This window comes from Streptomyces sp. NPDC014995 (assembly GCF_043080745.1).
Classification (GTDB): Bacteria; Actinomycetota; Actinomycetes; order Streptomycetales; family Streptomycetaceae; genus Streptomyces.
On the sequence record NZ_JBIBVX010000012.1, the window covers coordinates 192,982 to 218,358 of the forward strand.

Annotated in this window: 23 protein-coding genes and 1 tRNA gene; 12 read left to right on the top strand and 12 right to left on the bottom strand. The window is 72.5% G+C overall.

Annotated elements, in window-relative coordinates; all coding sequences use genetic code 11:
- Window positions 1-18: 18 nt before the first annotated feature.
- The gene (locus ACF1A1_RS24345; protein WP_392002891.1) at window positions 19-1,242 is read right to left on the bottom strand and encodes an extracellular solute-binding protein; all 1,224 of its coding nucleotides are present in this window, start codon (window positions 1,240-1,242) and stop codon (window positions 19-21) included.
- A 206-nt stretch (window positions 1,243-1,448) separates the two neighbouring features.
- On the opposite strand from ACF1A1_RS24345, the gene ACF1A1_RS24350 reads away from it, so the two are divergent.
- From ACF1A1_RS24350 to ACF1A1_RS24360, 3 genes are all read left to right on the top strand, one after another.
- Window positions 1,449-2,390, top strand: a complete 942-nt coding sequence (locus tag ACF1A1_RS24350; RefSeq protein WP_392002684.1) for an ROK family protein — start codon at window positions 1,449-1,451, stop codon at window positions 2,388-2,390.
- 116 nt (window positions 2,391-2,506) lie between these two features.
- Window positions 2,507-3,598, top strand: coding sequence for an N-acetylglucosamine-6-phosphate deacetylase (nagA, locus tag ACF1A1_RS24355; RefSeq protein WP_392002892.1), 1,092 nt, complete (start codon window positions 2,507-2,509; stop codon window positions 3,596-3,598).
- A 215-nt stretch (window positions 3,599-3,813) separates the two neighbouring features.
- On the top strand, window positions 3,814-4,734 hold the full coding sequence (locus tag ACF1A1_RS24360) for a 1-phosphofructokinase family hexose kinase (RefSeq protein WP_392002686.1): 921 nt from the start codon (window positions 3,814-3,816) through the stop codon (window positions 4,732-4,734).
- 12 nt (window positions 4,735-4,746) lie between these two features.
- On the opposite strand, the gene ACF1A1_RS24365 is transcribed toward ACF1A1_RS24360, so the two are convergent.
- Together ACF1A1_RS24365 and cdgB are read right to left on the bottom strand one after the other, a co-directional pair.
- Window positions 4,747-5,697, bottom strand: coding sequence for a carbohydrate-binding protein (locus ACF1A1_RS24365; protein WP_392002687.1), 951 nt, complete (start codon window positions 5,695-5,697; stop codon window positions 4,747-4,749).
- A 143-nt stretch (window positions 5,698-5,840) separates the two neighbouring features.
- Window positions 5,841-7,508, bottom strand: coding sequence for a diguanylate cyclase CdgB (gene cdgB, locus ACF1A1_RS24370; RefSeq protein ID WP_392002689.1), 1,668 nt, complete (start codon window positions 7,506-7,508; stop codon window positions 5,841-5,843).
- Window positions 7,509-7,958: 450 nt separating this feature from the next.
- Between cdgB and ACF1A1_RS24375 the strand changes: the two genes are divergently transcribed.
- Together ACF1A1_RS24375 and ACF1A1_RS24380 are read left to right on the top strand one after the other, a co-directional pair.
- Window positions 7,959-8,477, top strand: a complete 519-nt coding sequence (locus tag ACF1A1_RS24375) for a flavin reductase family protein (protein WP_392002893.1) — start codon at window positions 7,959-7,961, stop codon at window positions 8,475-8,477.
- An 80-nt stretch (window positions 8,478-8,557) separates the two neighbouring features.
- Window positions 8,558-9,037, top strand: coding sequence for a GNAT family N-acetyltransferase (locus ACF1A1_RS24380; protein WP_392002690.1), 480 nt, complete (start codon window positions 8,558-8,560; stop codon window positions 9,035-9,037).
- 236 nt (window positions 9,038-9,273) lie between these two features.
- On the opposite strand, the gene ACF1A1_RS24385 is transcribed toward ACF1A1_RS24380, so the two are convergent.
- Window positions 9,274-10,113 (bottom strand): sigma-70 family RNA polymerase sigma factor, encoded by an 840-nt coding sequence (locus tag ACF1A1_RS24385; protein ID WP_392002691.1) that lies wholly within the window; start codon window positions 10,111-10,113, stop codon window positions 9,274-9,276.
- Window positions 10,114-10,238: 125 nt separating this feature from the next.
- Window positions 10,239-10,676 carry an alternative ribosome rescue aminoacyl-tRNA hydrolase ArfB gene (gene arfB / locus ACF1A1_RS24390; RefSeq protein WP_392002692.1) on the bottom strand — a complete coding sequence of 146 codons (438 nt, stop codon included), beginning with the start codon at window positions 10,674-10,676 and terminating at the stop codon, window positions 10,239-10,241.
- A 168-nt stretch (window positions 10,677-10,844) separates the two neighbouring features.
- Here arfB and ACF1A1_RS24395 point away from each other — a divergent pair, with 168 nt between their 5' ends.
- Together ACF1A1_RS24395 and ACF1A1_RS24400 are read left to right on the top strand one after the other, a co-directional pair.
- The gene (locus ACF1A1_RS24395) at window positions 10,845-11,420 is read left to right on the top strand and encodes a TerD family protein (protein WP_392002693.1); all 576 of its coding nucleotides are present in this window, start codon (window positions 10,845-10,847) and stop codon (window positions 11,418-11,420) included.
- A gap of 152 nt (window positions 11,421-11,572) precedes the next feature.
- The gene (locus ACF1A1_RS24400; protein WP_392002694.1) at window positions 11,573-12,526 is read left to right on the top strand and encodes a GNAT family N-acetyltransferase; all 954 of its coding nucleotides are present in this window, start codon (window positions 11,573-11,575) and stop codon (window positions 12,524-12,526) included.
- Window positions 12,527-12,559: 33 nt separating this feature from the next.
- Here the strand turns inward: ACF1A1_RS24400 and ACF1A1_RS24405 are convergent, their stop codons facing one another.
- Complete coding sequence (locus ACF1A1_RS24405; RefSeq protein WP_392002695.1) at window positions 12,560-13,966, bottom strand: M1 family metallopeptidase; 1,407 nt, start codon at window positions 13,964-13,966, stop codon at window positions 12,560-12,562.
- A 200-nt stretch (window positions 13,967-14,166) separates the two neighbouring features.
- Between ACF1A1_RS24405 and ACF1A1_RS24410 the strand changes: the two genes are divergently transcribed.
- Window positions 14,167-14,679, top strand: coding sequence for a hypothetical protein (locus ACF1A1_RS24410; RefSeq protein WP_392002696.1), 513 nt, complete (start codon window positions 14,167-14,169; stop codon window positions 14,677-14,679).
- On the opposite strand, the gene ACF1A1_RS24415 is transcribed toward ACF1A1_RS24410, so the two are convergent.
- Together ACF1A1_RS24415 and ACF1A1_RS24420 are read right to left on the bottom strand one after the other, a co-directional pair.
- On the bottom strand, window positions 14,676-15,329 hold the full coding sequence (locus ACF1A1_RS24415) for a hypothetical protein (protein WP_392002698.1): 654 nt from the start codon (window positions 15,327-15,329) through the stop codon (window positions 14,676-14,678). The genes ACF1A1_RS24410 and ACF1A1_RS24415 overlap by 4 nt on opposite strands.
- 3 nt (window positions 15,330-15,332) lie before the next feature.
- Window positions 15,333-16,010, bottom strand: coding sequence for a pentapeptide repeat-containing protein (locus ACF1A1_RS24420; RefSeq protein ID WP_392002700.1), 678 nt, complete (start codon window positions 16,008-16,010; stop codon window positions 15,333-15,335).
- Window positions 16,011-16,132: 122 nt separating this feature from the next.
- Here ACF1A1_RS24420 and ACF1A1_RS24425 point away from each other — a divergent pair, with 122 nt between their 5' ends.
- From ACF1A1_RS24425 to ACF1A1_RS24435, 3 genes are all read left to right on the top strand, one after another.
- The gene (locus ACF1A1_RS24425) at window positions 16,133-17,293 is read left to right on the top strand and encodes an NAD(P)-binding protein (protein ID WP_392002702.1); all 1,161 of its coding nucleotides are present in this window, start codon (window positions 16,133-16,135) and stop codon (window positions 17,291-17,293) included.
- 45 nt (window positions 17,294-17,338) lie between these two features.
- Window positions 17,339-18,319: a zinc-binding dehydrogenase gene (locus ACF1A1_RS24430; RefSeq protein WP_392002704.1), complete on the top strand. Its 981-nt coding sequence runs from the start codon at window positions 17,339-17,341 to the stop codon at window positions 18,317-18,319.
- 66 nt (window positions 18,320-18,385) lie between these two features.
- Window positions 18,386-19,882, top strand: a complete 1,497-nt coding sequence (locus ACF1A1_RS24435; protein ID WP_392002705.1) for an MFS transporter — start codon at window positions 18,386-18,388, stop codon at window positions 19,880-19,882.
- A 109-nt stretch (window positions 19,883-19,991) separates the two neighbouring features.
- Here ACF1A1_RS24435 and ACF1A1_RS24440 read toward each other — a convergent pair whose 3' ends face one another.
- The 4 genes from ACF1A1_RS24440 to ACF1A1_RS24455 all read right to left on the bottom strand — a co-directional run bounded on the left by ACF1A1_RS24440 (window position 19,992) and on the right by ACF1A1_RS24455 (window position 23,962).
- A complete protein-coding gene (locus ACF1A1_RS24440; protein ID WP_392002706.1) occupies window positions 19,992-21,116 on the bottom strand; it encodes a ferritin-like protein in 1,125 nt (374 codons plus the stop codon).
- On the bottom strand, window positions 21,113-23,098 hold the full coding sequence (locus tag ACF1A1_RS24445; protein WP_392002708.1) for a GMC family oxidoreductase: 1,986 nt from the start codon (window positions 23,096-23,098) through the stop codon (window positions 21,113-21,115). The genes ACF1A1_RS24440 and ACF1A1_RS24445 overlap by 4 nt, the downstream gene beginning before the upstream one ends.
- A gap of 14 nt (window positions 23,099-23,112) precedes the next feature.
- The gene (locus ACF1A1_RS24450; protein WP_392002709.1) at window positions 23,113-23,610 is read right to left on the bottom strand and encodes a hypothetical protein; all 498 of its coding nucleotides are present in this window, start codon (window positions 23,608-23,610) and stop codon (window positions 23,113-23,115) included.
- A gap of 279 nt (window positions 23,611-23,889) precedes the next feature.
- Window positions 23,890-23,962 (bottom strand) — tRNA-Thr (locus ACF1A1_RS24455).
- Between the two features lie 206 nt (window positions 23,963-24,168).
- Between ACF1A1_RS24455 and ACF1A1_RS24460 the strand changes: the two genes are divergently transcribed.
- Window positions 24,169-25,257: an ABC transporter ATP-binding protein gene (locus ACF1A1_RS24460; protein ID WP_392002711.1), complete on the top strand. Its 1,089-nt coding sequence runs from the start codon at window positions 24,169-24,171 to the stop codon at window positions 25,255-25,257.
- Window positions 25,258-25,377 lie beyond the last annotated feature (120 nt).

Sequence of the window (25,377 nt, forward strand, 5' to 3'; positions counted from 1 at the left end):
GCACCGTAACCCAAGGCGTCAGCCGGCGGAGCCGCTCTCCGCGGTCGTCGCCGTCGCCTGCAACTGGCCGAGGACGCCGGAGGGGCTGCCGCCGGCGGTCACGGCGGAGCCGATCCGCTTCTTGATCTCCGCGCTGACCGTCGCCCACGAGGTCCGCCCCACCGGATACAGCTCGGACACCGGGAGCTCCTCCAGGAAGGGCTGGAGGTCCGCGTCCTCCGACGCCGCGCTCATGACCTGGGACGCGGAGTTGGTGACGGGCAGCAGGTCGTACTCGCGGGAGAAGGCGAGGACGTTCTCCTCGCTGTAGACGAAGTTCAGGAACTCCTTGATCTGCTCGGCGTGCCCGTTCTGCCGGAAGGCGGTCATCCAGTCGGCCACGCCCATGGAGACCTTGCCGGGGCCGTCGACGCCGGGCATCGGCACCATGCCGAACTTCACGCCCTTCTTCTCGGCCATCTTCATCAGCGAGGGGTGCCCGTTGAGCATGCCGGCCTGCCCGGCGGCGAACGCCGCGAACGCGTCGGCCCGGTTGAGCTTGCCCGGCTCGACCGGCCCGGTCAGGTCCTTGCCGACCAGCTCGTTCTTCAGCCAGGTGAAGGTCTGGACGTTCTCGGGGGAGTCGAGGCTGTAGCCGGTGGCGGTCGCGGTGTAGCCGCCTCCGCCGCTGAGCAGCCACTGCATGGTCTCGGCCTGCGCCTCCTCCGGCCCGAGGGGCAGCGCGTACGGGTACTTCACGCCCTCTTCCTTGAGCGCCTCGGCGTTCTCGGCGAGCTCGGCCCAGGTGGTGGGCGGGGTGATCCCGGCCTTGTCGAAGAGGGTCTTGTTGTAGAACAGCAGCCGCGTGGAGGCCGCGAACGGCATGCCGTACTGCACCCCCCTCACCTCGCCCGCGTCGGCGAGCTGCGGCACGAAGTCGGCCTGGACCGGTATGGAGAGCACGTCGCCGGCCTTGTAGAGCAGGTCGTCGGCGGCGTAGTCGGCGTACGCGCCGATCTGCGCCATGTCGGGTGCCTCGCCCGCGTCGACCATCTCCCTGACCTCGCGGTCGACGTCGTTCCAGGAGTGGACGGTGACCTCGACGGTGACGCCGGGGTGGTCCTTCTCGTACGCCTTGACCAGCGCGTCCCAGTACTTCTTGGAGCTGTTGGCGCTGCTGTCGCCGTAGTCGGCGGCGACGAGTCTGAGGGTGACGTCCCCGGAGTCACCGGTGACTCCGCATCCGGCGAGCACCGCCGTCATGCCCAGGGCGGAGACCGCCGCGACCGTTCCTGACCTGACTGCCCGCCGCTGCACTGCGTTTCTCCCGCTCGTCTGTGGCCGGACCGGTGACTGTCCACCGAGGAATGCCAATGAATGCTCCGACCAATGATCCCGATATTCGGAACAAGGTCTACACCACGTGAGTGGACTAGACCTCTTGAGGGTCGGCGGGCCACACTGTCCCCGTGAGACATGTCATCGCCCTCGACGTGGGCGGCACCGGGATGAAGGCCGCTCTGGTCGGGGCGGACGGCGCTCTGCTGCACCGGGCCCGCCGGGCCACCGGACGCGAGCGGGGCCCCGACGCGGTCGTCGCCGGCATCCTCGACTTCGCCGCGGAGCTGCGCGCGTACGGCGCCGAGCACCTCGGCGAGCCCGCGGCCGCCGCCGGTGTCGCCGTCCCCGGCATCGTCGACGAGGCCCGCGGCGTCGCCGCCTACGCGGCCAACCTCGGCTGGCGCGACGTCCCCCTGCGCGAGCTGCTCCGCGGCGAGCTGCGCATCCCGGTCGCCCTCGGCCACGACGTGCGCACCGGCGGCCTCGCTGAGGGCCGTGTCGGCGCGGCCCGGGGCGCCGACCGCTTCCTGTTCGTGGCGCTGGGCACCGGCATCGCGGGCGCGATCGGCGTCGAGGGCCGGGTGGAGGCGGGTGCGCACGGCTTCGCCGGCGAGATCGGCCATGTCGTCGTACGGCCCGGCGCGACCCCCTGTCCCTGCGGGCAGCGCGGCTGCCTGGAGCGGTTCGCGTCCGCGGCGGCGGTCGGCGAGGCGTGGGCGCGGGCCTGCGGGGTCCCGGAGGCGGACGCGGCGGACTGCGCGAAGGCCGTCACGTCCGGCGACCCGAACGCCGTCCGGGTCTGGCAACGGGCGGTGGACGCGCTCGCGGACGGCCTGGTCACCGCGCTCACCCTGCTGGACCCGCGCACGCTCGTCATCGGTGGCGGGCTCGCCGAGGCGGGGGAAACCTTGTTCACACCGCTGCGGGACGCCGTCCGGCAGCGGATCACCTTCCAGAGACTGCCGGAGATCGTCCCGGCGGCGCTGGGGGACACGGCCGGCTGCCTGGGCGCCGGGCTCCTGGCCTGGGATCTCCTGAAGACAACCGACGGTACGGAGGTAACCCCCTGATGGCCACCCCCCCAGGGGCGCGGGGAACTGCGCGACCAGCCACGACGCACCCGCAGACCGCGGGCGGCGGACGCACGACGGTGCTCGCCGGCGCCCGGGTGGTGCTGCCCACCGGCATGGTGCCCGACGGCAGCATCACCATCGACGGCACCCGCATCTCCGGTGCAACCCCGGCGGACGCCCAGGTCATCGACGTAAAAGGCCACTGGCTGCTCCCCGGCTTCGTGGACGTCCACAACCACGGCGGAGGCGGCGCGTCCTTCTCCGGCCCGGTGGACGGCGTGCTCGAGGCCATCCACACCCACCGCCGCCACGGCACCACCACCCTCGTCGCCTCCACCGTCACCGACGACATGGACTTCCTGGTCCGGCAGGCCGGGCTGCTGTCCGAGCTGGCCGAGCAGGGCGACCTCGCCGGGATCCACTTCGAGGGCCCGTTCATCTCGCCGTGCCGCAAGGGCGCGCACTCCGAGGAGCTGCTGCGCGACCCGGACCCGGCGGAGGTGCGCAAGCTGATCGACGCGGCGCGCGGCCAGGCGAGGATGGTCACCCTGGCCACCGAACTGCCCGGCGGCCTGGACTCCGTACGGCTGCTGGCCGAGCACGGGGTGATCGCGGCCGTCGGCCACACGGACGCCACGTACGAGCAGACCGTGCGGGCCATCGAGGCGGGCGCGACGGTCGCCACCCACCTCTTCAACGCGATGCCCGCCCTCGGCCACCGCGCCCCCGGCCCGATCGCCGCGCTCCTGGAGGACGAGCGGGTCACGGTCGAGCTGATCAACGACGGTGTCCATCTGCACCCGGCCGCCCTGGAGCTGGCCTTCCGGCACGCGGGCGCGGGCCGCGTGGCGTTCATCACGGACGCGATGGACGCGGCCGGCATCGGCGACGGCCGCTACATGCTCGGCCCGCTGGAGGTCGAGGTCAACGAGGGCGTGGCGCGGCTGGTGGAGGGCGGCTCGATCGCCGGTTCCACCCTCACCCTGGACCGCGCCTTCAAGCGGGCGGTGACGATCGACCGCCTCCCGGTCGAGGACGTCGTCGCGGCCCTGTCCGCCAACCCGGCCCGCCTGCTCGGGATGGACGACCGTGTGGGCTCCCTGGAGCCCGGCAAGGACGCCGACCTGGTCCTGCTGGACGAGGACTTCGACCTCAAGGGCGTGATGCGGCGCGGCGAGTGGGTGGTGGATCCCCGACTGACCTGAAACGTCCGCCCGTGGAGAGACGGTGGCCGACCCGAGGACTGGGCCGTCCGCCGTCTCTTTGGCATGATCGGGCCTCCGGCAGCCCGGAAGCGCGAGAGTCCGTGGCTCCGGGGTCCGGATGTCCGGGAGTCCGGGGTCTCGGTGTCCGGGATCGCAGGATCCCGGGGACACGGAAACGGAAGGCGAACGCCAGCTATCGGGGGAGGTCGGCCCAGGTGATCCTCACGGTCACGCTGAACACCGCTCTCGACATCACCTACCGCGTCCCGGCGCTGCGCCCGCACGCCACCCACCGGGTGACCGACGTGACGGAACGCCCCGGCGGCAAGGGGCTCAACGTGGCGCGCGTCCTGGCCGCCCTCGGCCACCGGGTCACGGTCACCGGCTTCGCGGGCGGCGCGACCGGCCGGGAGATCCGCGAACGCCTCACCGGCGTGACCGACGCCCTCGTCCCCGTCACCGGCGCCACCCGCCGCACGGTCGCCGTCGTGGACGAACGCACCGGCGACACCACCCAGCTGAACGAGCCGGGCCCGCTCATCACGCCCGCCGAGTGGTCCGCCTTCCAGGACGTGTACGAGGCGCTGGTGCCCGCGGCGCGGGCGGTGGCCCTGTGCGGCAGTCTGCCGCCGGGGGTCCCGGTGGGCGCGTACGCAGGCCTGGTGCGCACCGCGCGGGCCGCGGGGGTGCCGGTACTGCTGGACACCGGCGGCGAGCCCCTGCGCCGCGCGGTCGCCGCCCGCCCGGATCTGATCAAGCCGAACGCCGACGAACTGGCCGAGCTGACCGGCTCGCACGAACCGTGGCGCGCCACCCAGGACGCCCGCCGGCGCGGCGCGCACGCCGTGGTGCCATCCCTCGGCCCGGAAGGCCTGGTCGCGGCGACGCCGGAGGGCCGCTGGCGGGCCGCCCCGCCCGCCCGTCTGCGCGGCAACCCGACGGGCGCCGGCGACTCGGTCTCGGCCGGCCTGCTGTCGGGTCTGGTCGACGGCCTCCCCTGGCCGCGGACCCTGGCCCGCGCGGTCGCCCTGTCCGCGGCGACGGTTCTGGCCCCGGCGGCCGGCGAGTTCGACCGGGCCGCGTACGAGGAGCTGGTGGGGCGGGTGGCGGTGACCGGAGAGGTCACCGCCGCCTGAGGAACCCGCGGGCTACTTCTCGACCTGGCCCTTCTTCAGCCACAGCTGGTCGAGCAGGACGTTGCACTTGTCGCCGTTCTCGCAGGAGACGGCGATGGTGTTGGTGCCCTTGGTGAGGGCGGGCCAGGCGAAGGTGGTGGTCCAGCCCTTGGCGAAGTCGCCGTCGGCGGCCTTCGCGTAGTTCTTCATGCTCAGCTTGGAGCCGAAGACCTTGCCGTTGACGGTGAGCGTCATCGACTGGTCCTCGCCCGCCGCGCTGTAGTGGGCGAAGAGGGTGTACGTGTTGTCTTCGGGGATGCCGTTGACCGTCCAGGTGACGGAGTTGCCGACCTGGTTGAGGTTGGCGACGTAGATGCCGCCGTCCGCCTGCGCGCCCTGGACGTCCGAGGCGAGGGAGGCGGAGCCGCCGAGGCGCAGCGCCTTCGCGTCGACGGTCGGCAGTTCCGCCTCGTCGCTCGCGTCGCCGGCGCTGGACTCGCTGGGCGAGGCGGTCGCGGAGGAGGAGGGGGTGGTGGAGGCCTGATCGCCGCCCTTGGTCTCGTCGTCGGTGTTGCCGTTGGCCATGGCCACCGCGATGCCGATGACGACCGCGGCCACGACCGCGACCGCGCCGATCAGCAGGCCCTTGGTGTTGGGGCCGCGGCCGCGGCCGCCGCCGGGCGCCTGCTGGCGGTTGCCGGTGGGCGTGCCGCCGCCCGGGAAGGTCTCGGGCGCGGCGTAGTGGGTGTTCGGCTGGCCGTACGCACCCTGCTGCGGCACCGGCTGCCCGTACTGCGCGGTCGGCTGCTGCGGCTGCTGTCCGTAGCGGCGCTCGCCGACGGTGCGCACGCGGCTGACCGAGTTCGGGTAGCCGTAGCCACCACCGGAGGGCGGCTGGGCTCCGTTGGCCTGACCGTCGGCGTAGAGGTAGCCGAACGGGTCGTCGTCCTCGGGCGTGCTCGCGCCGTTGTTGCCGGGCGTCATCCCTTCGTACTCCTCAACAGGTGCGGGGCGGATGCGTACGCGTGTGAATACGTGCGGGGAAGAGCGAGCCTACCCGGTCCGCAGGGTCCGAACGGGTGACTCGGATCGCACACGCTCGACCAACAAGTCCCTGACCTGCGGGATCATCCCGCCCGTCTGTGTTGTTTGGGACGAGATCGTTTCTCGACGTACATCCGCTCGTCGGCGGACTTCAGGACCTCGTCGGCGGTCATCCCGCAGTGTGCCCAGCCGATGCCGAAGCTGGCGCCCACGCGCACGGCCCGGCCCTCGGCGCGGATCGGCTGGATGATCTCGTTGCGCAGGCGTACGGCGAGGTCCTGGGCGTCGGCGCGGCCGAGGCCGTCGGCGAGGATCACGAACTCGTCGCCGCCGAGCCGGGCGACGGTGTCGCCGTCGCGGACGCCGTGCGAGAGCCGTCGGGCGACCTCGATGAGGACCGCGTCACCCGCGTTGTGCCCGAACCGGTCGTTGATCGACTTGAAGCCGTCGAGATCGCAGAAGAGGACCGCGAGCCCCTTGGCGCCGTCGTCGCGGCCGCCGTCCTCGGGGGCGACGGTGTGCACGTGGTGGTCGTAGGCGTCGTAGGTCTCGCCGCCGCCGGGCCGGTAGTCGAAGCCGTGGCCGTTGGCGTCGAAGGCGGGGTGGCCGTAGGCCGCGTCCATCGCGTCGACGGCGGCGGGGTGGGTGGACTGCGGGCGCTGGCAGAGCCGGGAGGAGAGGCGGGAGCGCAGCTCGGCGGAGTTCGGCAGGCCGGTGAGGGAGTCGTGGGAGGCGCGGTGGGCGAGCTGGAGCTCGCGACGCTTGCGCTCCTCGATGTCCTCGACGTGGGTGAGCAGGAAGCGGGGGCCGTCGGCGGCGTCGGCGACCACGGAGTTGCGCAGGGACACCCAGACGTACGTCCCGTCGCGGCGGCCGAGCCGGAGTTCCGCGCGGCCGCCCTCCGCCGAGGTCCGCAGGAGCGTGCCTATGTCCTCGGGGTGGACGAGGTCGGAGAAGGAGTAGCGGCGCATCGCCGAGGCGGGACGGCCGAGGAGACGGCACAGGGCGTCGTTGGTGCGCAGGATCCTGCCGTGCTGGTCGCCGCCCATCTCGGCGATGGCCATGCCGGAGGGGGCGTACTCGAAGGCCTGGCGGAAGCTTTCCTCGCTGGCGCGCAGGGCCTGCTGCTCGCGCTCGAGACGGACCAGGGCGCGCTGCATGTTCGCACGTAGACGCGCGTTGCTGATGGCGATGGCGGCCTGGAAGGCGTACATCTGGAGCGCCTCGCGGCCCCAGGCGCCGGGCCGCCGGCCGTTGCGCGGCCGGTCCACGGAGAGGACCCCGATCAGCTCGCCGCAGGAGCCGCCGCCGGGCGCGGCGGGCGTGTACATCGGCGCGAACAGACGGTCGGAGGGGTGCCACTCGTCCTCGAAGCGGGGCGCGGGCCCGTCGGTGTACCACTGTGGGACGTCGTCGTCGTCGAGGATCCAGCCCTCGGTGTGCGGTATGAAGACCAGGTCGCCCCAGTTCTCGCCCATGCTCAGGCGCCGCTCCCAGGACTCGCGGGAGCCGACCCGGCCGGTGATGAGCGCCTCGGCGGCGGCGTTGCCGGAGAAGGCGGCGACGACCAGGTCGCCGTCGGGGCGCACGAGGTTGACGCACGCCAGTTCGTAACCGAGTGCGGTGACCACGCCGTCGGCGACGGTCTGCAGTGTGTCGGCCAGGCTGCGGGCCGTGTTCATGTCGGCCATGACCTGGTGCAGCTGTCGCAGGGACGCAAGGCGGACGTAAGGCTCCGACTCGGTCTCCATGCTCGCCCTCCCCCCGAGACTTCGCAGCGAATCAAGGGTTGTCTTCGGCGTAACGTCGTTTCTCTTCGTCGTGTCTGCCGTTGTTCCGCCGCTGGATCCGAACCAGTGACTGTTCTGTCGTGGGTCTGAACCAGTGACGCCTCCGCCACTGAATCACAGCGCGCTCCCCACTCGGTACACAGGGTCAACAATTCCTGGCTCTTGTGACTCAAGTCACAGAAGAACGTGAACAATTGAGTGGAGATTCTGCGTTTTCCCTGTGCGTTTACTGAGCGTATGACGGCTCACACCCGAGCGTACGCGAATCCATCCGCGGACCTACGACCGTTCTCGGGCGGAGGTCCGATGCGGGGCCGCCCGGACGGACACTAGCGTGCAGGCGTGCCTCCAGACGTGCTCAAGACTCTCGCCGCCCCCGTCGTCTCCCCCGCCTCCGGGCATGCTGAGGGGGTGAGCAACGACGAGTTCCGCGCCGCGATGTCCCGACTCACCGGCGGTGTGGTCCTGGTGACCGCGCAGGAGCCGCCGCTGGACCCGGACGACCCCGGCGCACCGGAGGGCGAGTACGCCGGCATGACGGCGACGGCGTTCCTGTCCGTCTCCCTCGACCCGCCGCTTGTGCTGGTCAGCCTGCGCACGGGCTCCCGCATGGACGACCTGCTGGACGAGCAGCCGCTGTGGGGTGTGTCGATGCTGTCCGAGAGCCAGCGCCACATCGCCGGACGCTTCGCGATGAAGGGCCGCCTCAGCGACCGCCTCCTGTTCGAGGACATCCCGTACACCCGGGGCGAGGTCACCGGCGCGCCCCTGGTCGGCGGCGCGCTCGCCACCCTGGAATGCCGCACCGAGCAGCGGGTGGAGGCGGGCGACCACACGCTGGTGATCGGCCGCGTGCTCCGAGCCCGGGTGCCCGGCGCCGAAGGCGGCCCGCTGGTCTATTTCAAGGGCCGTTACCGGCAGTTGAACTGAACGGACCGACGGACCGGGAACCGGGCAACTGAACGGGAATTCAGTGGTCCGGCATTGATCCCCCGCCCTACGGTGCCCGGATGACGACAACCACAACGGGAACTTCCCTCAGGCTCGAAGAAATCACCTCCGCAAATATCGAGAACGCGCTCGCCATTCGCGTCCGCCCCGAGCAGGAATTCGCGGTCTCCCCCGTGGTGAAGTCCCTCGCCGAGGCATACGTCCATCCCCGTACCGCCTGGCCGCGCCTGATCGTCGACGACGGCCGGCCCGTCGGTTTCCTCATGGCCTTCTTCGACATCGACTGGAACCTCGACGGCAGCCTCGTCCGCTCCGGCCTGTGGCGCCTGAACATCGCCGCGGGCGAACAGGGCCGCGGCTACGGCCGGTTCGCCGTCGAGTCCGTCGCCGCGGAGATCCGCCGCCGCGGCGGCAAGGAGCTGTACGTCACCTGGCATCCCGGCGAGCACGGCCCGGAGGGCTTCTACCGCGGCCTGGGCTTCCGGGACACCGGCGAGCGAAGCGAGGGGGAGACGGTGGGGGTACTGGCGTTGGACTAGGGGACGGTGAGCCGGGAGCGGGAGACCGCCGGGCCCGGGGCGGGAGCGGGAGACCGCCGGGCCCGGGGCGGGAGCGGGAGACCGCCGGGCCCGGCGCGGGACCACGAGACGGCCGGGGCCCCGGCACGCGAGCGGCGAGCGGCCGGAGTCCCGGCTACCGGGCCGTGGCGGCTGACGCCCCACCCGGCCCGGCCCGCTGCCGTGCCAGGGCAGCTGATGCCGGACCAGATGCCGGACTAGAGCAGTTCGATCTCCATCGCTGCCAGCCGGTCGGGGTCCGTCGCGATGTCGATCAGGACGATCCGGTCGTGTACGACCGTGAAGGTCAGCGTCTGCTCCACCCGCCCGTCGGCCGGCACGACGAGGCCGGTCGCGCCGTCGACCAGGGCGGCGCGCGCGGTGACGGCGAGGTGGGCGAAGCCGCTCGCGCCGGCCGCCACCGCCGACGCGCCCGCGGTGACCCTGACCTCGCTGCGGGCCATCACGTCGGGGTCGAGGACGTCCAGCAGCCCGTCGAGGTCGCCTTCCCGGGCGGCGGCCAGGAAGGCGTCGACGACGGCCCGTTGCCGGGCGCGGTCGACGTCGGGTTCCTCGGCGCCGCGCACCCGGCGCCGGGCCCGGCTGGCGAGCTGCCGGGCGGCGGCCGGGGTCCTGCCGATGATGCCGGCGATCTCCTCGAACGGCACCGCGAACAGGTCGTGCAGCACGAAGGCCAGCCGTTCGGCGGGGTTGAGGGTGTCCAGGACGACCAGCAGGGCGGCGCCCACGGAGTCGGCGAGCAGGGCGTCCTGGGCGGGGTCGGGGTCGGCGGAGGGCGCCGGGGTCCAGCTCTCCAGCGGTTCCTCGGCGCGGGAGCGGCGCGAGCGCAGCATGTCCAGGCAGATCCGGCCGACCACCGTCGTCAGCCAGCCGCCGAGGTTGTCGATCCCGTGCGCGTCGGACCGGCTGAGCCGCATCCACGCCTCCTGCACGGCGTCCTCGGCCTCGGCCGCGGACCCGAGCATGCGGTGCGCCACGGCCCGCAGATGGCCCCGGTGAGCCTCGAAGGACTCCGCCAGCAACTGGTTCTCGCTCATCCGCCCCAACCTCTCGTCACACCCCGTCGTCAGTGACCTCGACCGTCGTCAGTGACCTGACGGATCGCGGGACGGTGATGTGACAGACGGCTGTCGTGCCGTGAAACGGCGGGCGGGAGGGCGGGTCAGGACCAGTCCCGCCCGGTCCTCCCCCGCTTGGTCTCCGACCGCTGCTTCTTCTCCCGCAGCCGGCGCTCGTTGATCCCGCGCGGGATGCGGGTCGCCCTGCGGGGCTTCGGCGGGGGTGCCGTGGCCTCCGCGAGGAGGGCTGCGAGGCGTACGGCGGCGGTCTCGCGGTTGCGCCACTGGGAACGGTGCTCCGAGGCACGGACGGTGACGACCCCGTCGACGAGGCGCCCGGCGAGCCGCTCCAGCGCACGGGCCTTCCACACCTCGGGCAGCGCCTCGGTGCGGGCCAGGTCGAAGCGGAGCTCCACCTGCGAGTCACTGGTGTTGACGTGCTGCCCGCCGGGCCCCGACGACCGCGAGAAACGCCACATCAGCTCGGCCTCGGGGAGCGAGACGGAGCCACGGATGACATGGGGACCGGACATGCCGTACATGTTCCCGCGCCTGACCGGTCCACGTCACCCCATTATCCGGTGGGCCGTCCGTGGGTAAAGAAAGTAAAGACACGGGGAACCTTGTGCACCCTTCACCGCGTTCATAGGGGTAGCTGTAGCTTCGTGGCGCACGAAGCCTCTACGCACCGAGGGAAAGGACTCCCAACCATGGCTGTAAGCCTGTCCAAGGGTGGCAACGTCTCGCTCACCAAGGAGGCTCCGGGCCTGACCGCCGTCACCGTGGGCCTCGGCTGGGACGTCCGCACCACCACCGGCACGGACTTCGACCTCGACGCCTCGGCGATCGCGGTCAACCCCCAGGGCAAGGTCTACTCGGACGCCCACTTCGTCTTCTTCAACAACAAGCAGACCCCGGACAACACCATCGTCCACACCGGTGACAACCGCACCGGCGAGGGCGCGGGCGACGACGAGGCGATCAACGTCAACCTGGCGGCCCTCCCGGCCGACATCGACAAGATCGTCTTCCCGGTCTCCATCTACGACGCGGAGAACCGCTCGCAGAACTTCGGCCAGGTCCGCAACGCCTACATCCGCATCATCAACCAGGCCGGCGGCGCCGAGATCGCCCGCTACGACCTGTCGGAGGACGCGGCCACGGAGACGGCCATGGTCTTCGGCGAGCTGTACCGCAACGGCGCGGAGTGGAAGTTCCGCGCGGTCGGCCAGGGCTACGCCTCGGGCCTGGTGGGCATCGCGCAGGACTTCGGCGTGAACGTCTGAGCGAGCCCGCGCCTCGTCGCAGCCCCCGGCCTTTTCGGGCCGGGGGCTGCGCTCTGCGCCACGGGAGCGGACAGGCCGGATCGGCGGCCTCGTCCCACGTACCGCGATCCGACCGCACGGCGGCTCCCTCGCCCCGGACTAGCCTGCGTCGCATGCTCCTCACCGCCCTCAGCCCCGACATCCCCGCCCCCCTCCTCACCGAACTCACCGCCCTCTACGCCTCGAACCGCGCGTTCCACGCCCTCAGCGGTGACTTCGCCGACCCGGACGACATCCGCCCCGAGCAGGTCGCCGAGGCGTTGGCGGAGGAACTGGCGCATCCGGACGGTGAGGTGCTGCTGGCCCGGGTCGAGGAACGGCTCGTCGGGATCGTCGTCACCCTCGCCCGTCACCCCGACCCGGATGACCCGGACCCCTGGATCGGGCTGCTGATGGTCGACGCGGCCCGGCAGGGGCAGGGGCTCGGGCGGCGGATCGCCGAGGCCGTCGAGGCCCGCTTCCGCGCCGCCGGCCGCAGCGGCGTACGGCTCGCCGTGCTGGACGCCAACCCCGAGGGCCTCGCCTTCTGGACGGCGCTCGGGTACGAGGTCGTCGGCCATCGCGCCGATCGCCGGCACGGCCGCCCGTGTGCCGTGTTGCGCAAGCAACTGCTCGCTCCCACGCCCTCGCGTACGCCCCGCCGCGCCGCCCGCGTCGCCGTCGTCGACCCCGACGGGTCGGTGCTGCTCTTCCGGTACGACAACGTCGAGGTCGGTGTGCACTGGGCGCTGCCCGGCGGTGGACTGGAGGAGGGCGAGTCGCCGCGCGAGGGCGCGCTGCGGGAGCTGGCCGAGGAGACCGGGTGGACGGACCTGACGCCCGGTCCACTGCTGTGCACCTGGGAACACGACTTCACGCACTCCGGCATCCCCGTCCGCCAGCACGAACACGTCTACGTCACCCCCGGCCCGCGCCGCGAACCCACCGGCCCCCACCTGGCCGCCGCGCACGCCGCCGACGGCATCCTCACCTGGCGCTGGTGGTCGCGGCGTGAACTGGGGGAGCAGGCCGAACCGGTGTGGCCGCCGGGACTGGCCCGCCTCCTCGACGACTGGCGAACCGCCTGACGGCACCGGCGACCGGACCACCGCCGCTCCTGCTCAGAGGCGGTCCGGCCGACCCTCCCCGTACAGCCAGTCGGCCCAGATCGCGTCGAAGTCCTTGCCCGGGGCCTGTTCCTCCACGTACGCCGTGAAGTCGCCGGTGCCGGCGTTGCCGTGGCGGTGGGCGGCGGTCCAGCCCCGGACGAGGTCGTGGAAGGCGTCGTCGCCGACGGCCCGGCGGATCTGGTGGATCACCATCGCGCCGCGCTGGTAGACGGGGTCGCCGGAGAGGTGCGCGGCGCTCGGCTGCTGCGCGGGCGGGAACGACCAGAGGTCCTTGTACCTGTCCTCGCCGTGGGAGTAGAGCGCCTTGAAGGTCTGCTCGGCGGTGGCGCCGCCCTCGTCCTCCGTCCACAGCCACTCGGCGTAGGTGGCGAAGCCCTCGCTCAGCCACAGGTCCCGCCAGGTCCTCGGCGTGACGGAGTTGCCGAACCACTGGTGGGCGATCTCGTGCACGAGGAGCCCGGTGTCGGGGGCGCCGGGGAAGACGGGGCGGTTCTGGGTCTCCAGGGCGTAGCCGGAGTCGTCCGGGCGCTCGACGACCGCTCCCGTGGAGGAGAAGGGGTACGGACCGAAGGTGGCCGCCGCCCACGCCATCACCTCGGGGAGCCGGTCGAGCACCCGGCGGCTCGCGGCGGCCTGGGTGGGGTCGGCGGCGACGTACACGGGCAGGCCGTTCCCGGTGGTGGACCGGGTGACGTCGTAGCGGCCGATGCCGAGGGTGGCGACATGGCTCGCCATGGGTTCGGCGGTGTGCCAGGCGAAGGTGGTCCGCCCGCCGGTGGTCCGCTCGCTCCTCAGCTCCCCGTTGGAGACCGCCGTCAGGCCCTTCGGCACGGTGACGGTGATGTCGTACGACGCCTTGTCGGAGGGATGGTGGTTGCCGGGGAACCACGCCATGGAGCCGGTCGGCTGGCCCAGGGCCAGGGCGCCGTCGGCGGTGCGCAGCCAGCCCTCCTGCGAGCCGTCCGGGTCGGTGACCGTCTCCGGGCGGCCCGCGTAGCGCACGGTCACCTCGAAGGTGTCGCCCTGGTCGAGCCGGTCCTGCGGGCGGACGGTCAGCTCCTGGCCCTCGCGGTGGAAGGGGGCCGCCGCGCTCCCGACCCGGACCTCCTCGACCTCCATGCCCCGCAGGTCGAGGTTGAAGGCGGTCAGCGGGCGGGTGGCGCGCGCGGTGACCCGGGCGGTGCCGGACAGGCGGCTGGTCACCGGGTCGTAGGCGAGGTCCAGGACGTAGTGGCGGACGTCGTAACCACCGTTGCCGGCCTGCGGGAAGTACGGGTCACCGACGCCCGCGCCGCCGACGCCGCCCGGCCGGTCCGAGCCGCATGCGGTGAGGGCGGCGGGGAGGGCGAGCGCCACCAGGACGGCAACCGACCGGACAAGACGCGCGGATCGCGACATGCCACGGATCCTATGGCCGCGAACCTCCGCGAACCTGTGCCGACGCAGATCCCGTCCGCGTCCGAGGGAGACCGGCACCCGGCCCTCCCCCTCCCGCACAGGCCCGTCTCCACGCCCGGCGATGGCCCCTCCGGCGAACGGCAAAGGCCCGTGTCCGTCGGCGCCCCCGGCCCCCGCGGAGGCGTGACACCATCGCCTACGTGCTCGACATCGGCTATGCCCTCTCCAACCGGTTCCCCGACCCGCCGCAGACCGACTACCGCCGCGCGGATGTCCACGCGCTGCGGCACGACCTGTTCTGCGGGGACGTCTACCTCGCCGACACCAAGGCGGACCGGGAGTTGTCCACAGCCTGGGGATGGGTGCCGGTGCTCGACTTCGCGTGGGCGCTGTGCGACATCGTGGAGCGCCTCGACCGGGACCCGGCGGGCTCCCGCGCCTCCCGCCCCCAGTACGCGGAGCTGGACTTCACCGAGTCCACCGACCGCATGCTCTTCGAGCGCCGCTTCGGCTGGGTGGACATCGAGGCCGACTGGATGCCGGCCGAGGAACCCCCGCTGACCTTCTCCCACGCCGAACTGCGCCGCGAGGCCCGCGACTTCCTGCACGACCTGATCGCCGACCTGGTGGACCTGCACGAGGACCTGGGCGAGAACCCGGCGATCTGGACCTTGCAGGCCAAGTTCCCGAGGGTGGCGGGCCGGGCGGGCTAGAACGGGCCCTGATCCCGGGGGACCGGCCGTCGCGCCCCGCCGAGCAGGATCAGGTCGTCGGCCGACGTCTCGTGCGGCATGTCCCCCCAGGACAGGTAGCGGTGGCCCGTGCACAGCCGGGGTGCGTCCAGGCCGAGGCCGGCCATCACGTCGTAGTGCTGGTCGTTGGCGAACACATAGCGGCCGTCCTCCCCGTCCTCGGGGTCGAGGGGTGTCCCACGCAGCGCCGACTCCAGCGCCGCGCGGTCCACGGGAGCGGCGGCCAGGCGCAGGAAGGCGTCGGGATCCACGCCCACCGGCTCGGGAAACTCGAAGTCCTCCGCGAGGGCCGGCGGGTCGCCGTTCTCGTCGGTCTCCGGCTCACCGAAGTAGCCGGGGCAGGAGTCGTAGTGCAGCCGGAGGGCGCCGTCCTCGAAGACGAGCATCACGAGCACGTCCGAGTCGAACACGTACGTCCCCACCGCCGGCGCCCCGAGCAGCTCGCTCAGCGCCCCCGCGAGGTCCGGTGCCGACGTCTCCGCATCCGGATAGATCGCGGTGTGCCCCGGCCCCACCGGTAGCGCGTACCCCGTGACGTCCGCGCCCGCCAGCAGCGGCACCGCCTCCTCGCACGCCCGCGCCACCAGCACGTTCCCGTAGAACGTCCCCATTCCTCAGTCCTCCACCCTGATGCCCAGCTCCGCCGCCAGCACCGGCGCCAGATCGAGGAGTTGCGCCGAGCTGATCACCGCGCCCGACAGACGGTCCAGGCCGCCCGCGATGCCCAGTTCCGTCGCGCCGCGCAGGTCCACGTCCGTCAGGGTCGCCGCGGTGAAGTCGGCCGACTTCAGGGCGCAGTCCACGAACTCGACCCGCTCCAGCCTGGCGCCCCCGAAGTCGGGCTCGACCAGGACACAGCCTTCGAAGACGACGTCCCGCAGCCGGGCCTGTCGCAGGTTCAGATAGTCGATCTTGCCGCCGCGCACCAGGACGCGCTCCAGGACCGCGCCGTGCACCTGGGTGCCGCCGAGGCGGGCGTCGACGATCTCGACGTCCCGCAGGGTCGACTCGGCCAGGTTCGTGCCGACGCCCCGGATGCCGGTCAGGACCGAGTCGAGGAGGCGGGCGTGGGGCAGCCGCGTCCCGTCCAGCGCGCAGCTCGTCAACGCGCAGTCCATGAACCGCGCCCCCGCGCCGTCCTGCCCGGTGAGGTCCGTCCCCGCGAACTCCACCCCGTCGTAGTCCCCGTCGGGCTCCACCTCCCCGCCCCCGTACGCCTCCAGCGCCGGCAGCCGCACCTCCGGCCGCCGCGCGCCCTTCACCCCGCCCCCGCCCACACCCGTCCTCGCCATGCCCCCATGCTGCACGCCACCACTGACAATCCCGCTGACCTGCGCGAACACCCCCGATGTCACAAACCGGGGCCCTCCAGTGGTCTACCCGGCACAGGCGGCCCCGACCAGAAGGAGATCCCATGCACCACCTCACCGTCATCGGCGGCGGCTTCGCCGGTCTCACCGCCGCCATCGCCGCCGCCGAGGCCGGCGTCAAGGTCACCCTGCACGAGGCGCACCACACCCTCGGCGGACGGGCCCGGACCGCGCAGGAGCCGTACCGCACGAACGAAGGCCCGCACGCCCTCTACAACGGCGGCCCGCACTGGACCTGGCTGAAGCAGCGTGACCTCATCGGCCCGCTCGCTCCCCTTCCGCCCCTGGAGGGCGCCCGTCTCCGGCTGCGTCACCGGGGCGTCCTGCGCCGCACCCCGCCGTTCGCGATGCTCAAGCTGCTGCGCCCCGGCGCCCGCCGCGCGCCCGTGGACGCCGACTTCCTCACCTGGGCGACCGGGCTGGCCGGCGAGGAGGGCGCCCGCGCCGCCGCCCACTACTGCGCCGTCGCCCTCTTCCACCACGATCCCGGCGCCCTGTCCGCCGCCTTCGTGCAGGAACGCCTGCGCCGCGCCACCAAGCTGCCGCCCGAGGCGCACTACCCGCGCGGAGGCTGGGGCGCCCTGGTGGACCGGATGGCGGCCCGGGCATGGAACCTGGGGGTCAGGATGGAGACCCTGTCCCGCGTCGACACGCTCCCCACCGGCTCCCCCGTCATCGTCGCCACCTCCCTCGACGCCGCCCGCCGTCTCCTGGGGGACGACTCGCTGACCTGGCCGAGCGGCCGTACGGCGCTGATCGACCTCGCCGTCCGGGGCCGTCGCGGCGACGCCTTCGCCGTCTCCGACCTGGACGCGCCCGGCTGGATCGAGCGGTTCACCGCCCAGGACCGCACCCTCGCCCCGGCCGGCGAGCAGCTGATCCAGGGCCAGGTCCCGATCGCACCGCACGAGTCGAAGCGCGAGGGCGTCGCCCGCGCCGAGCAGCTCCTCGACCTCGGCTTCCCCGGCTGGCGCGAACGCGTCACCTGGCGCCGCGAGGCCGTGGCGGCGGGCCGTACGGGCGCGGTCGACCTGCCCGGAACCAGCTGGCGCGACCGCCCGGCCGTGGACCGCGGCGACGGCGTGTACCTGGCCGGCGACCAGGTGGCCGCCCCCGGCGTGCTGTCGGAGGTCTCCTTCACCAGCGCCCTGACCGCCGTCTCCCTCGCCCTCGGCCGGAACTCCCTTGACCTCAAGCATGCTTGAGGTCGAAGAGTGGGGTCCGCACAGGCCGTACGACAGGGGGACCCCATGCACGCCATCCGTCTGCACACCTTCGGCCCCGCCGAGAACCTCGTCCACGAGGAGGTCGAGGACCCGCGCCCGGGCCCCGGCCAGGTGCGTGTCGCCGTCGCGGCGGCCGGAGTGCACCTGCTGGACACCGCCCTGCGCGAGGGCGTCCGGGGCCCGGCGCCCGAGCTGCCGGCCCTGCCGACCGTCCCGGGCCGCGAGGTCGCCGGCGTGGTCGAGTCCCTCGGCGAGGGCGTCGAGGACGCGTGGCTCGGCAGACGGGTCGTCGTCCACCTCGGTTTCGCGCCGGGCGGCTACGCCGAACTGGCCGTCGCCGACGTCGCCCGCGTCCACGAGATCCCGCCGAACCTCGACGCCGCCCAGGCCGTCGCCATGATCGGCACGGGCCGTACGGCGATGGGGATCGCGCAGTTCGCCGAGCTGGGCCCCGGCTCCGTGGTCCTCGTCCCGGCCGCCGCGGGCGGCATCGGCACCCTGCTCGTGCAGTACGCCGGAAACGCGGGCGCCACCGTCGTCGGTCTGGCCGGCGGCCCCGAGAAGGTGGCGCGCGTGCGGGCGAACGGCGCCGACCTCGCCGTCGACTACCGGGACCCGGCCTGGCCCGAGCAGGTCCGCGCCCACCTCGGCGGACGCCCGGCCACCGTCGTCTTCGACGGCGTCGGCGGCGACGTCGCCCGCGAGGCCACCGCCCTGCTCGGTCCCGGCGGCCGCCACCTCGTCTTCGGCTGGTCGGGCGAGGGTCTGCACGACGGCCGGCCCCACCTCGTCGAGGGGGTCTCCCAGCAGGTCCTCGGCCCGGTGATGATGGCGAGGGCGGGCGGCCCCGACCCGCTCCGCACCCTCGAGCTGCGCGCCCTCACCGAGGCCGCCGCCGGCCGCCTCACCCCCGCCGTGCACCGCTTCCCCCTCTCCGCGGCAGCCGCCGCCCACCGCGCGCTGGAGGACCGACGGACCATCGGCAAGGTGGTCCTGGAGCCGTGACGCACAGTGGCGCACCGGTGACGGATCCGGGATGCGGGCCTGTCCGTTTCATGGTCTTCTGGCCGGGTGGATGTCGCCCGGGCAGAGGAACCGCCGGCGGAGCCCGACCCCCGCCGCTGGTGGGTGCTCGCGGTCATCGCCCTCGCTCAGCTCATGGTCGTCCTGGACGGGACGATCGTGAACATCGCGCTCCCTTCGGCGCAGCGCGACCTCGGCATGTCGGACGGCAACCGCCAATGGGTGATCACCGCCTACGCGCTGGCCTTCGGCGGCCTGCTCCTGCTCGGCGGCCGGATCGCCGACCTGGTGGGCCGCAAACGCACCTTCGTCATCGGCCTGATCGGCTTCGCCGCCGCCTCCGCGTTCGGCGGCGCGGCCACCACCCCGGCCATGCTGTTCGGCGCCCGTGCCCTCCAGGGCGTCTTCGCCGCCGTCCTGGCCCCGTCCGCCCTCAGCCTGCTGACCACGACCTTCACCGACCCCCGGGAGCGCGCGAGGGCGTTCGGCACCTACGGCACGCTCTCCGCCAGCGGCGCGGCGATCGGCTTCATCGTCGGCGGACTGCTCACCGAGTACCTCGACTGGCGCTGGTGCCTGTACGTCAACGTGCCCATCGCGGTCGTCGCCGTCTTCGGCGCCCTCACCCTCCTGCACGACCGCCCCGGCCGTGCGGGCGCCCGCCTCGACGTGCCCGGCGTCCTGCTGGGCTGCGGCGGCCTGGTGGCGATCGTCCACGGCTTCAGCGAGGCGGAACCGCGCGGCTGGACCGACCCGCTCGTGCCCGCCATGCTCGCGGCCGGGGTCGTGCTGCTGGCGGTGTTCGTGTGGTGGCAGAAGAGAGCGCCGGTGCCGCTGCTGCCCCTGCACATCCTGCGGGATCGCAACCGCGTCGGCTGCTACCTGACCATGGCCCTCGCGGTCATCGGCATGTTCGGGATGTTCCTGTTCATGACCTACTACCTCCAGGTCGTCCTCGGCTACTCCCCCGTGCGGACCGGCCTCGCCTTCCTCCCGCTGACCGCCTCGATCCTCACCGGCTCCACCCAGATCTCGGCCCGCCTGCTGCCCCGCGTCCCGCCCCGCGCGCTGATGGCCCCCGGCATGCTCCTCGCGGCCACCGGCATGCTGGTCCTCACCCGGATGACGGTGCGCAGCGAGTACGTCACCGAGATCCTCCCCGCCCTGATCCTGATGGGCCTCGGCATGGGCCTGACCTTCATGCCGGTCTTCGCCACGGCCACCGCGGGCGTCGCGGCCCAGGACTCCGGCGCCGCCTCCGCCATGGTCAACACCTCGCAGCAGGTGGGCGGTTCCATCGGCACGGCCCTGCTCAACTCGGTCGCCACCACCAGCGGCACCGCCTACATCGACGCCCGCCTCGCCGACCCCGTCCACCGGGCGCAGCTCACCGCGGAGGGCACGGTGCACGGCTACACGGTCGCCATCTGGTGGGCCGCCGCCATCATGCTGCTGGCGAGCCTGAGCGCGGGCCTGCTGGTCACGGCCAGGCCGCGCCGGCACGCGGCCCGCGCCGAGGAGGCCGTACCCGCGCCCGTCCCGTGACCCGGTGGTCCCGTCCGCCTCCGCACCAGCGCGCGTCGAGGACGGCGACCCGCCGCCGGCGGACGACCTGGAGCTCGCCCGCCGCCTGCGGGACCGCTGATCCGCCGGTCTAGCGGCTCTGCCTCCTCAGCTCCCCGGCCTGCCTGGCCAGCTTCTCCCGGTCGCCCGGCGGCAGGTAGGAGAAGCGGGGGCACAGCGTGTGCGCCGGGTCCCCCGGGAGCGGTGTGCGCATCAGGGCGACGGCCCTGTGCTTGAGCGCGTGCATGCCGTGGACGGCCGTCGGCAGCGCCGTCCGATCGCCCGAGAAGGCGAGGTACAGGCCGTCGACGAGCCGCGAGTACACCAGGTCGAACTCGATCAGCGCGGCGGTCTCCGGCCCGCCCCCCGAGTCGCCGTTGCGCGGGACGTACAGCGCCGGGTGGACGGCGCCGTAGTCGACCGGCAACAGGGCGCCCTCGGGTTCCTGGCCGGCCAGCTGGCCGGTGCGGAAGCGCCGGCCGGTCCGGAGCTCGCGGAAGCGGGCGTAGTGCGAGTACATCTGCCAGCCGGAGCGGAGCCTGTCCTCGGTGGTGACCTTCTTCGCCTCGTCCTCCAGGTGTTCCGGGGGCAGTCCCTCGCCCTCGTCCACGATCGTCCTGATCGCCTTGAGCGCGGAGGAGCGGTCCCGGACCTCAACCACATGGCCGGCGCCGCCGTAGTACTGGGTGTCCGGCACCTGGTTGCGGTGCCGGAACACCGTGTCGGGGCAGATCGCCGGGTCCTTCAGGGCCGTGGCGATCGCGTCGTAGAACTCGCCGATGGTGCGGTAGCCGCACGAGCCCGGCTCGATCTCACGCACGTCGGCCGCCCCGTGCAGCGGGTGCTCGATACGGACGAAGCCGTCCACGGCCTGCGGGGAGAGGGGCAGCAGCCGCAGCGTCCCGATGCCGGAGATCAGGGGGCTGTCCAGCGGATAGTCGGGCAGCGGGCTCAGGTTCCGGTGCCCCTGGAAGGCGACCGGTTCGGGACTCGGGGTCTCCCCCAGCGCGTTGAGGACGTTCGCGGCGAGCGTCATGTGGAGCATCTCCTCCATGACCACGCTGCGGATCGTCTGCGCCGCGCCGGTGTTGCGGCCCTCCCTGATGGAGTAGAGGGCGGTGAGGTAGACGGGGATGGTGCTGAGCTCCACGCCGATGGCCAGTTGCAGGGCGGCCTTCAGTTCGCTGAGCCCGGAGACGGGGGTCGACCGGGTCACCGGCCCGCTCCCTTCAGGTTCTCGGCGATCCGGTCGCCGGTGCGGATGGCCAGGGCGGTCATGGTGAGCGTCGGGTTGGAGGTGCCCAGCGTCGGCATGCTGCCGCAGCCGACGATGTAGAGGTTGTCCAGGTCGTGGCTGTGCTGGTGGCTGTCGACGACGGAGAACTGCGGGTCGTCGCCCATCCGGTGGGTGCCCACGACATGGCCCGCGCCGCGCACCCAGTACGTCACGCCGTCGTACTCCACGGCCGAGGCGTCGTTGGGGTCGTAGTGGGTGAAGTCGCCGGCCTCGTAGAGGGGGCGCCGCTGTGTCTCCGCGATGCCGAGCCGCCGGAACAGCTGCTTGCTCGCCTCCGCCGCCCAGGGCAGGGAGGCACGCACGTAATCGGACAGGTCGTAGTGGATGACCGGGCGGTGCTTGCCCAGCGCGTCCCGGTGACGGTCGTCCACGGTGACCCGGTTGGTGGGCTGCGGATCCTGTTCCAGCTCCCAGGCGAGGCGGAACTGGCGGGGCAGGATGTCACCGAGCCTGCGGCGCAGCTCCCCGCCGTAGAGCCGCGCCCTGCCGTCCCTGCCGCCGCCGACCAGGTCGTGGACGGTGTCGTAGGGGGCGTTCTCCGGGAAGTTCCAGCCCCAGTTGCCGATCTCCACGCGGAAGGCGGTGTGCTCCCTGCGGAAGGGGCCGTCGCGGAAGGCGGGGATGCCGGAGGTGGAGCCCGGGCCGCGGAAGGCGCCGGCGTTCTCCTGGAGCAGGCCCCAGGTCAGCAGCAGCGGATGGTCCATCAGGTTGCGGCCGACCTGGTCGCTGTTGTTGGCGGCGCCCGAGGCGAGCAGCAGGGTGGCGTTCTCGATGGCGTTGGCGGCGAGGACGTAGGTGTCGGCGGTCACCGTGTGGTCCGTCGGCGGCGTGCCGTTGTCGTAGTACGTCTTGTACCTGAGCCCGGTGACCGTGCCGGTGTCGCCAGGCTTCTGGGTGTGCTCCACCCGCATGACGACGCACCGGCTGCGCACGGCGACCCGCGCCCGCTCCCCCTGTCTCGGCTCCCGGTCGGGGTAGCGCACGATCAGCTCGTACAGCGTCTTGAGCGCGCTGTACTTGGCCTGCGCGGGGCAGATCGGGATGCAGCTGGAGTTGCCCTCGCAGCGCTGCCCCTGGTCGGCGTTGCCGACGGCGCCGACGACCTCGTACGCCGGTGTCGTCGGGGTGGAGTTGCGGGCCACCGGCGTGTTGCTGATCCGCACGGTGAACTCGTGGGCGGTGCCGTCCCTGCCCTTCAGGCCGACCGTCATGCCGTCGGCCAGCTTGGCCAGGTACTGGTCGAGGTGGCTGGAGGGGATGCGCTCCATGGGGAAGCTGTAGACCCCGCCCGGGAACCGCTTGGTGTCGGCGGCCGCGAAGAACTCCGCCGGGTTCGCGGCGAAGCCGGGGTAGTACTGGTCGGCGACGTTCGCGGCGACGCCGATGACGTCCCACTCGGCCCGCTCGTAGTACGGCTTCAGCTCCTCGTAGGTCAGCGGCCAGTCGACGCCCCGCCGGTACGTCGAGTGCATCCGGAAGTCGTGGGGCAGCATCCGCAGGCAGGTGCCCAGCCAGTGCAGGGTGGTGCCGCCGAGCGAGCGGGCGTAGTCACTGCCGAAGGGCAGCGGACCCATCTGGACGAAGTACCCCTTGTCGGCGGACACGCTGGTCCGCACGCCGTCCATGGCCGGCCGGCGGATGTCCATCACGTCCGGCTGTGGGGCCGAACCACCCGCCGGGTAGGGCGAGTTGGGGACCTTGACCAGCGCCTCGTGGTAGGCCTCCACGTAGGTGTCGTACTTGTCGGCGCTCATGGCCGTGGCCCGGCCGGCCTCCAGGATCAGGATGCGGGGGTGCCGGGCCGGGGTCTGGGCCGCGGCCTTCTCGACGACCGTCTTGGCGACCGTGGCCGCCGCGATACCGCCGCCGACGATCACCAGGTCGAAGTGCTCGCTACTCATGCGGGTCCTCGGGCTCACAGGGTCGGGGACAGCTGGGGGGGCTCGGCCCACGAGCCGAAACCGGGCGGCTTGGCGCCCATCGGGTGGGCGCCGGCGGCGGCCCAGACGAGGCCCTCGCGGTAGCCCTGGGCGGAGACGACGTGCTCGACGTCGTCCGCGGTGGAGCCGTTGACGTCGGAGTAGCCGCCGGCCGGCGGACACCAGGTGCCGAGGTACCAGAGCTTGATCAGGCTGACGGCGACCGGGCCGAAGCGGGGACTGTCGATCACCTCGGCTTCCAGCGCGGCGTGGCCGTGGTTCTTCCGGTCCGTCTCCAGCGCCTCGGCGGCCGCCCGCAGCAACTGCCCGGCCTCCCGCTCGCCGATGATCCGCAGCAGGGTGTCGTAGTACGTGTCGATCATGCCGGTGCCCGCCAGCTCGGCCCGGTCGAAGCCGGTGAGGGCGACGGAGAGGTCGGTGAAGATCTGCTGGGGTGTGGGGCGTGCGATGCCGCAGAACCCATGACTGGTCATATCCCCTCATTCACCCCGGAAGGAGCCCGAGTAACCGCGGCAGCGCGCCCGCCCCCGCCTTAAGGGGAAGTGAAGAAGCCGTGACGACGTGTGCGTATGTGCCGCACCGGGCGGGTGACACGGACCCGGAACACTTCACCCGCCCGGACCAGGGCCCGCGGCGGCAAACCGGCTGTCCGGGCGGCGCCCGGCGACCACGCGGCCCGGACACGGAACCGCCCGTCGCACAGACACACGACGGGCGGAACGCGGCGGGAGGAACCGGCCGCGGAGGAGAAGAGCCCCCTGTCGGACTCGAACCGACGACCTTCGCTTTACAAGAGCGGTGCTCTACCAGCTGAGCTAAGGAGGCCTGCACACAGGTGCCCGTGCAGTGTACCCAGCCACCGGGGGTGCCCCGTCGAAAATTTCCGCGAAGTTCACAGGGCCTCGGGTACTGACAGACCGGGCGGACGGCAGGTACCGTCCTGAGCCAGTTCACCCGCGTGGACTACACCAACCACCTTCCTACAACGGATCGTCCGGCACGTTCCTGCCGGTAGAAGGGGGCCCATCACCATGGCCACTGTCACGTTCGACAAGGCGACCCGGATCTACCCGGGTTCCACCAAGCCCGCCGTCGACGCACTCGAGATCGAGATCGAGGACGGCGAGTTCCTCGTCCTGGTCGGCCCGTCGGGTTGCGGCAAGTCCACCTCGCTCCGGATGCTCGCGGGGCTCGAGGACGTCAACGGCGGCGCCATCCGCATCGGTGACCGCGACGTCACGCACCTGCCGCCCAAGGACCGGGACATCGCCATGGTGTTCCAGAACTACGCGCTCTACCCGCACATGACGGTCGCCGACAACATGGGCTTCGCGCTCAAGATCGCCGGCGTCAACAAGGCGGAGATCCGGCAGAAGGTCGAGGAGGCCGCGAAGATCCTCGACCTCACCGAGTACCTCGACCGCAAGCCGAAGGCGCTCTCCGGCGGTCAGCGCCAGCGTGTCGCCATGGGCCGCGCGATCGTGCGTGAGCCCCAGGTCTTCCTCATGGACGAGCCGCTGTCCAACCTCGACGCCAAGCTCCGTGTGTCGACGCGTACGCAGATCGCCTCCCTCCAGCGCCGCCTGGGCATCACCACCGTCTACGTCACCCACGACCAGGTCGAGGCCCTGACGATGGGCGACCGGGTGGCGGTCCTCAAGGACGGTCTGCTCCAGCAGGTCGACACCCCGCGCAACATGTACGACCGCCCCGCCAACCTCTTCGTGGCCGGCTTCATCGGCTCCCCGGCGATGAACCTCATCGAGGTCCCGATCGCCGACGGCGGCGTGAAGTTCGGCAACTCGGTCGTGCCGGTCCAGCGCGACGCGCTCTCCGCCGCCACCGACAAGACGGTCACCGTCGGCGTCCGCCCCGAGCACTTCGACGTGGCCGGCGCCGACTCCGACCTGGGTGTCGCGGTCACCGTGAACGTGGTCGAGGAGCTCGGTTCCGACGCGTTCGTCTACGGCACCGCCAAGGTCGGCAGCGAGACCAAGGACCTCGTCGTCCGCGTCGGCGGCCGTGAGGTCCCCGAGAAGGGCAGCACGCTGCACGTCGTCCCGCGCTCCGGCGAGACCCACGTGTTCTCGACCTCGACGGGCGAGCGCCTCTCCGACTGAGCGACACGCACCGGGTGAATCACCCGGCTCGACGAGAAGGGCCCCGCAGCCTGCTGCGGGGCCCTTCTCGCGGTAACCGGACGCCCCGGCACACGGGGCGTTTCGATCAGCGGCGTCAAC

Excerpts from the sequence above, each read along its gene's own strand:
- ACF1A1_RS24345 (WP_392002891.1), bottom strand. The coding sequence starts at position 1,242 with ATGACGGCGGTGCTCGCCGGATGCGGAGTCACCGGTGACTCCGGGGAC.
- nagA (WP_392002892.1), top strand. The coding sequence starts at position 2,507 with ATGGTGCCCGACGGCAGCATCACCATCGACGGCACCCGCATCTCCGGT.
- ACF1A1_RS24365 (WP_392002687.1), bottom strand. The coding sequence starts at position 5,697 with ATGACGCCCGGCAACAACGGCGCGAGCACGCCCGAGGACGACGACCCG.
- cdgB (WP_392002689.1), bottom strand. The coding sequence starts at position 7,508 with ATGGAGACCGAGTCGGAGCCTTACGTCCGCCTTGCGTCCCTGCGACAG.
- ACF1A1_RS24380 (WP_392002690.1), top strand. The coding sequence starts at position 8,558 with ATGACGACAACCACAACGGGAACTTCCCTCAGGCTCGAAGAAATCACC.
- ACF1A1_RS24385 (WP_392002691.1), bottom strand. The coding sequence starts at position 10,113 with ATGAGCGAGAACCAGTTGCTGGCGGAGTCCTTCGAGGCTCACCGGGGC.
- arfB (WP_392002692.1), bottom strand. The coding sequence starts at position 10,676 with ATGTACGGCATGTCCGGTCCCCATGTCATCCGTGGCTCCGTCTCGCTC.
- ACF1A1_RS24395 (WP_392002693.1), top strand. The coding sequence starts at position 10,845 with ATGGCTGTAAGCCTGTCCAAGGGTGGCAACGTCTCGCTCACCAAGGAG.
- ACF1A1_RS24400 (WP_392002694.1), top strand. The coding sequence starts at position 11,573 with ATGCTCCTCACCGCCCTCAGCCCCGACATCCCCGCCCCCCTCCTCACC.
- ACF1A1_RS24405 (WP_392002695.1), bottom strand. The coding sequence starts at position 13,966 with ATGTCGCGATCCGCGCGTCTTGTCCGGTCGGTTGCCGTCCTGGTGGCG.
- ACF1A1_RS24415 (WP_392002698.1), bottom strand. The coding sequence starts at position 15,329 with ATGGGGACGTTCTACGGGAACGTGCTGGTGGCGCGGGCGTGCGAGGAG.
- ACF1A1_RS24420 (WP_392002700.1), bottom strand. The coding sequence starts at position 16,010 with ATGGCGAGGACGGGTGTGGGCGGGGGCGGGGTGAAGGGCGCGCGGCGG.
- ACF1A1_RS24425 (WP_392002702.1), top strand. The coding sequence starts at position 16,133 with ATGCACCACCTCACCGTCATCGGCGGCGGCTTCGCCGGTCTCACCGCC.
- ACF1A1_RS24430 (WP_392002704.1), top strand. The coding sequence starts at position 17,339 with ATGCACGCCATCCGTCTGCACACCTTCGGCCCCGCCGAGAACCTCGTC.
- ACF1A1_RS24445 (WP_392002708.1), bottom strand. The coding sequence starts at position 23,098 with ATGAGTAGCGAGCACTTCGACCTGGTGATCGTCGGCGGCGGTATCGCG.
- ACF1A1_RS24450 (WP_392002709.1), bottom strand. The coding sequence starts at position 23,610 with ATGACCAGTCATGGGTTCTGCGGCATCGCACGCCCCACACCCCAGCAG.
- ACF1A1_RS24460 (WP_392002711.1), top strand. The coding sequence starts at position 24,169 with ATGGCCACTGTCACGTTCGACAAGGCGACCCGGATCTACCCGGGTTCC.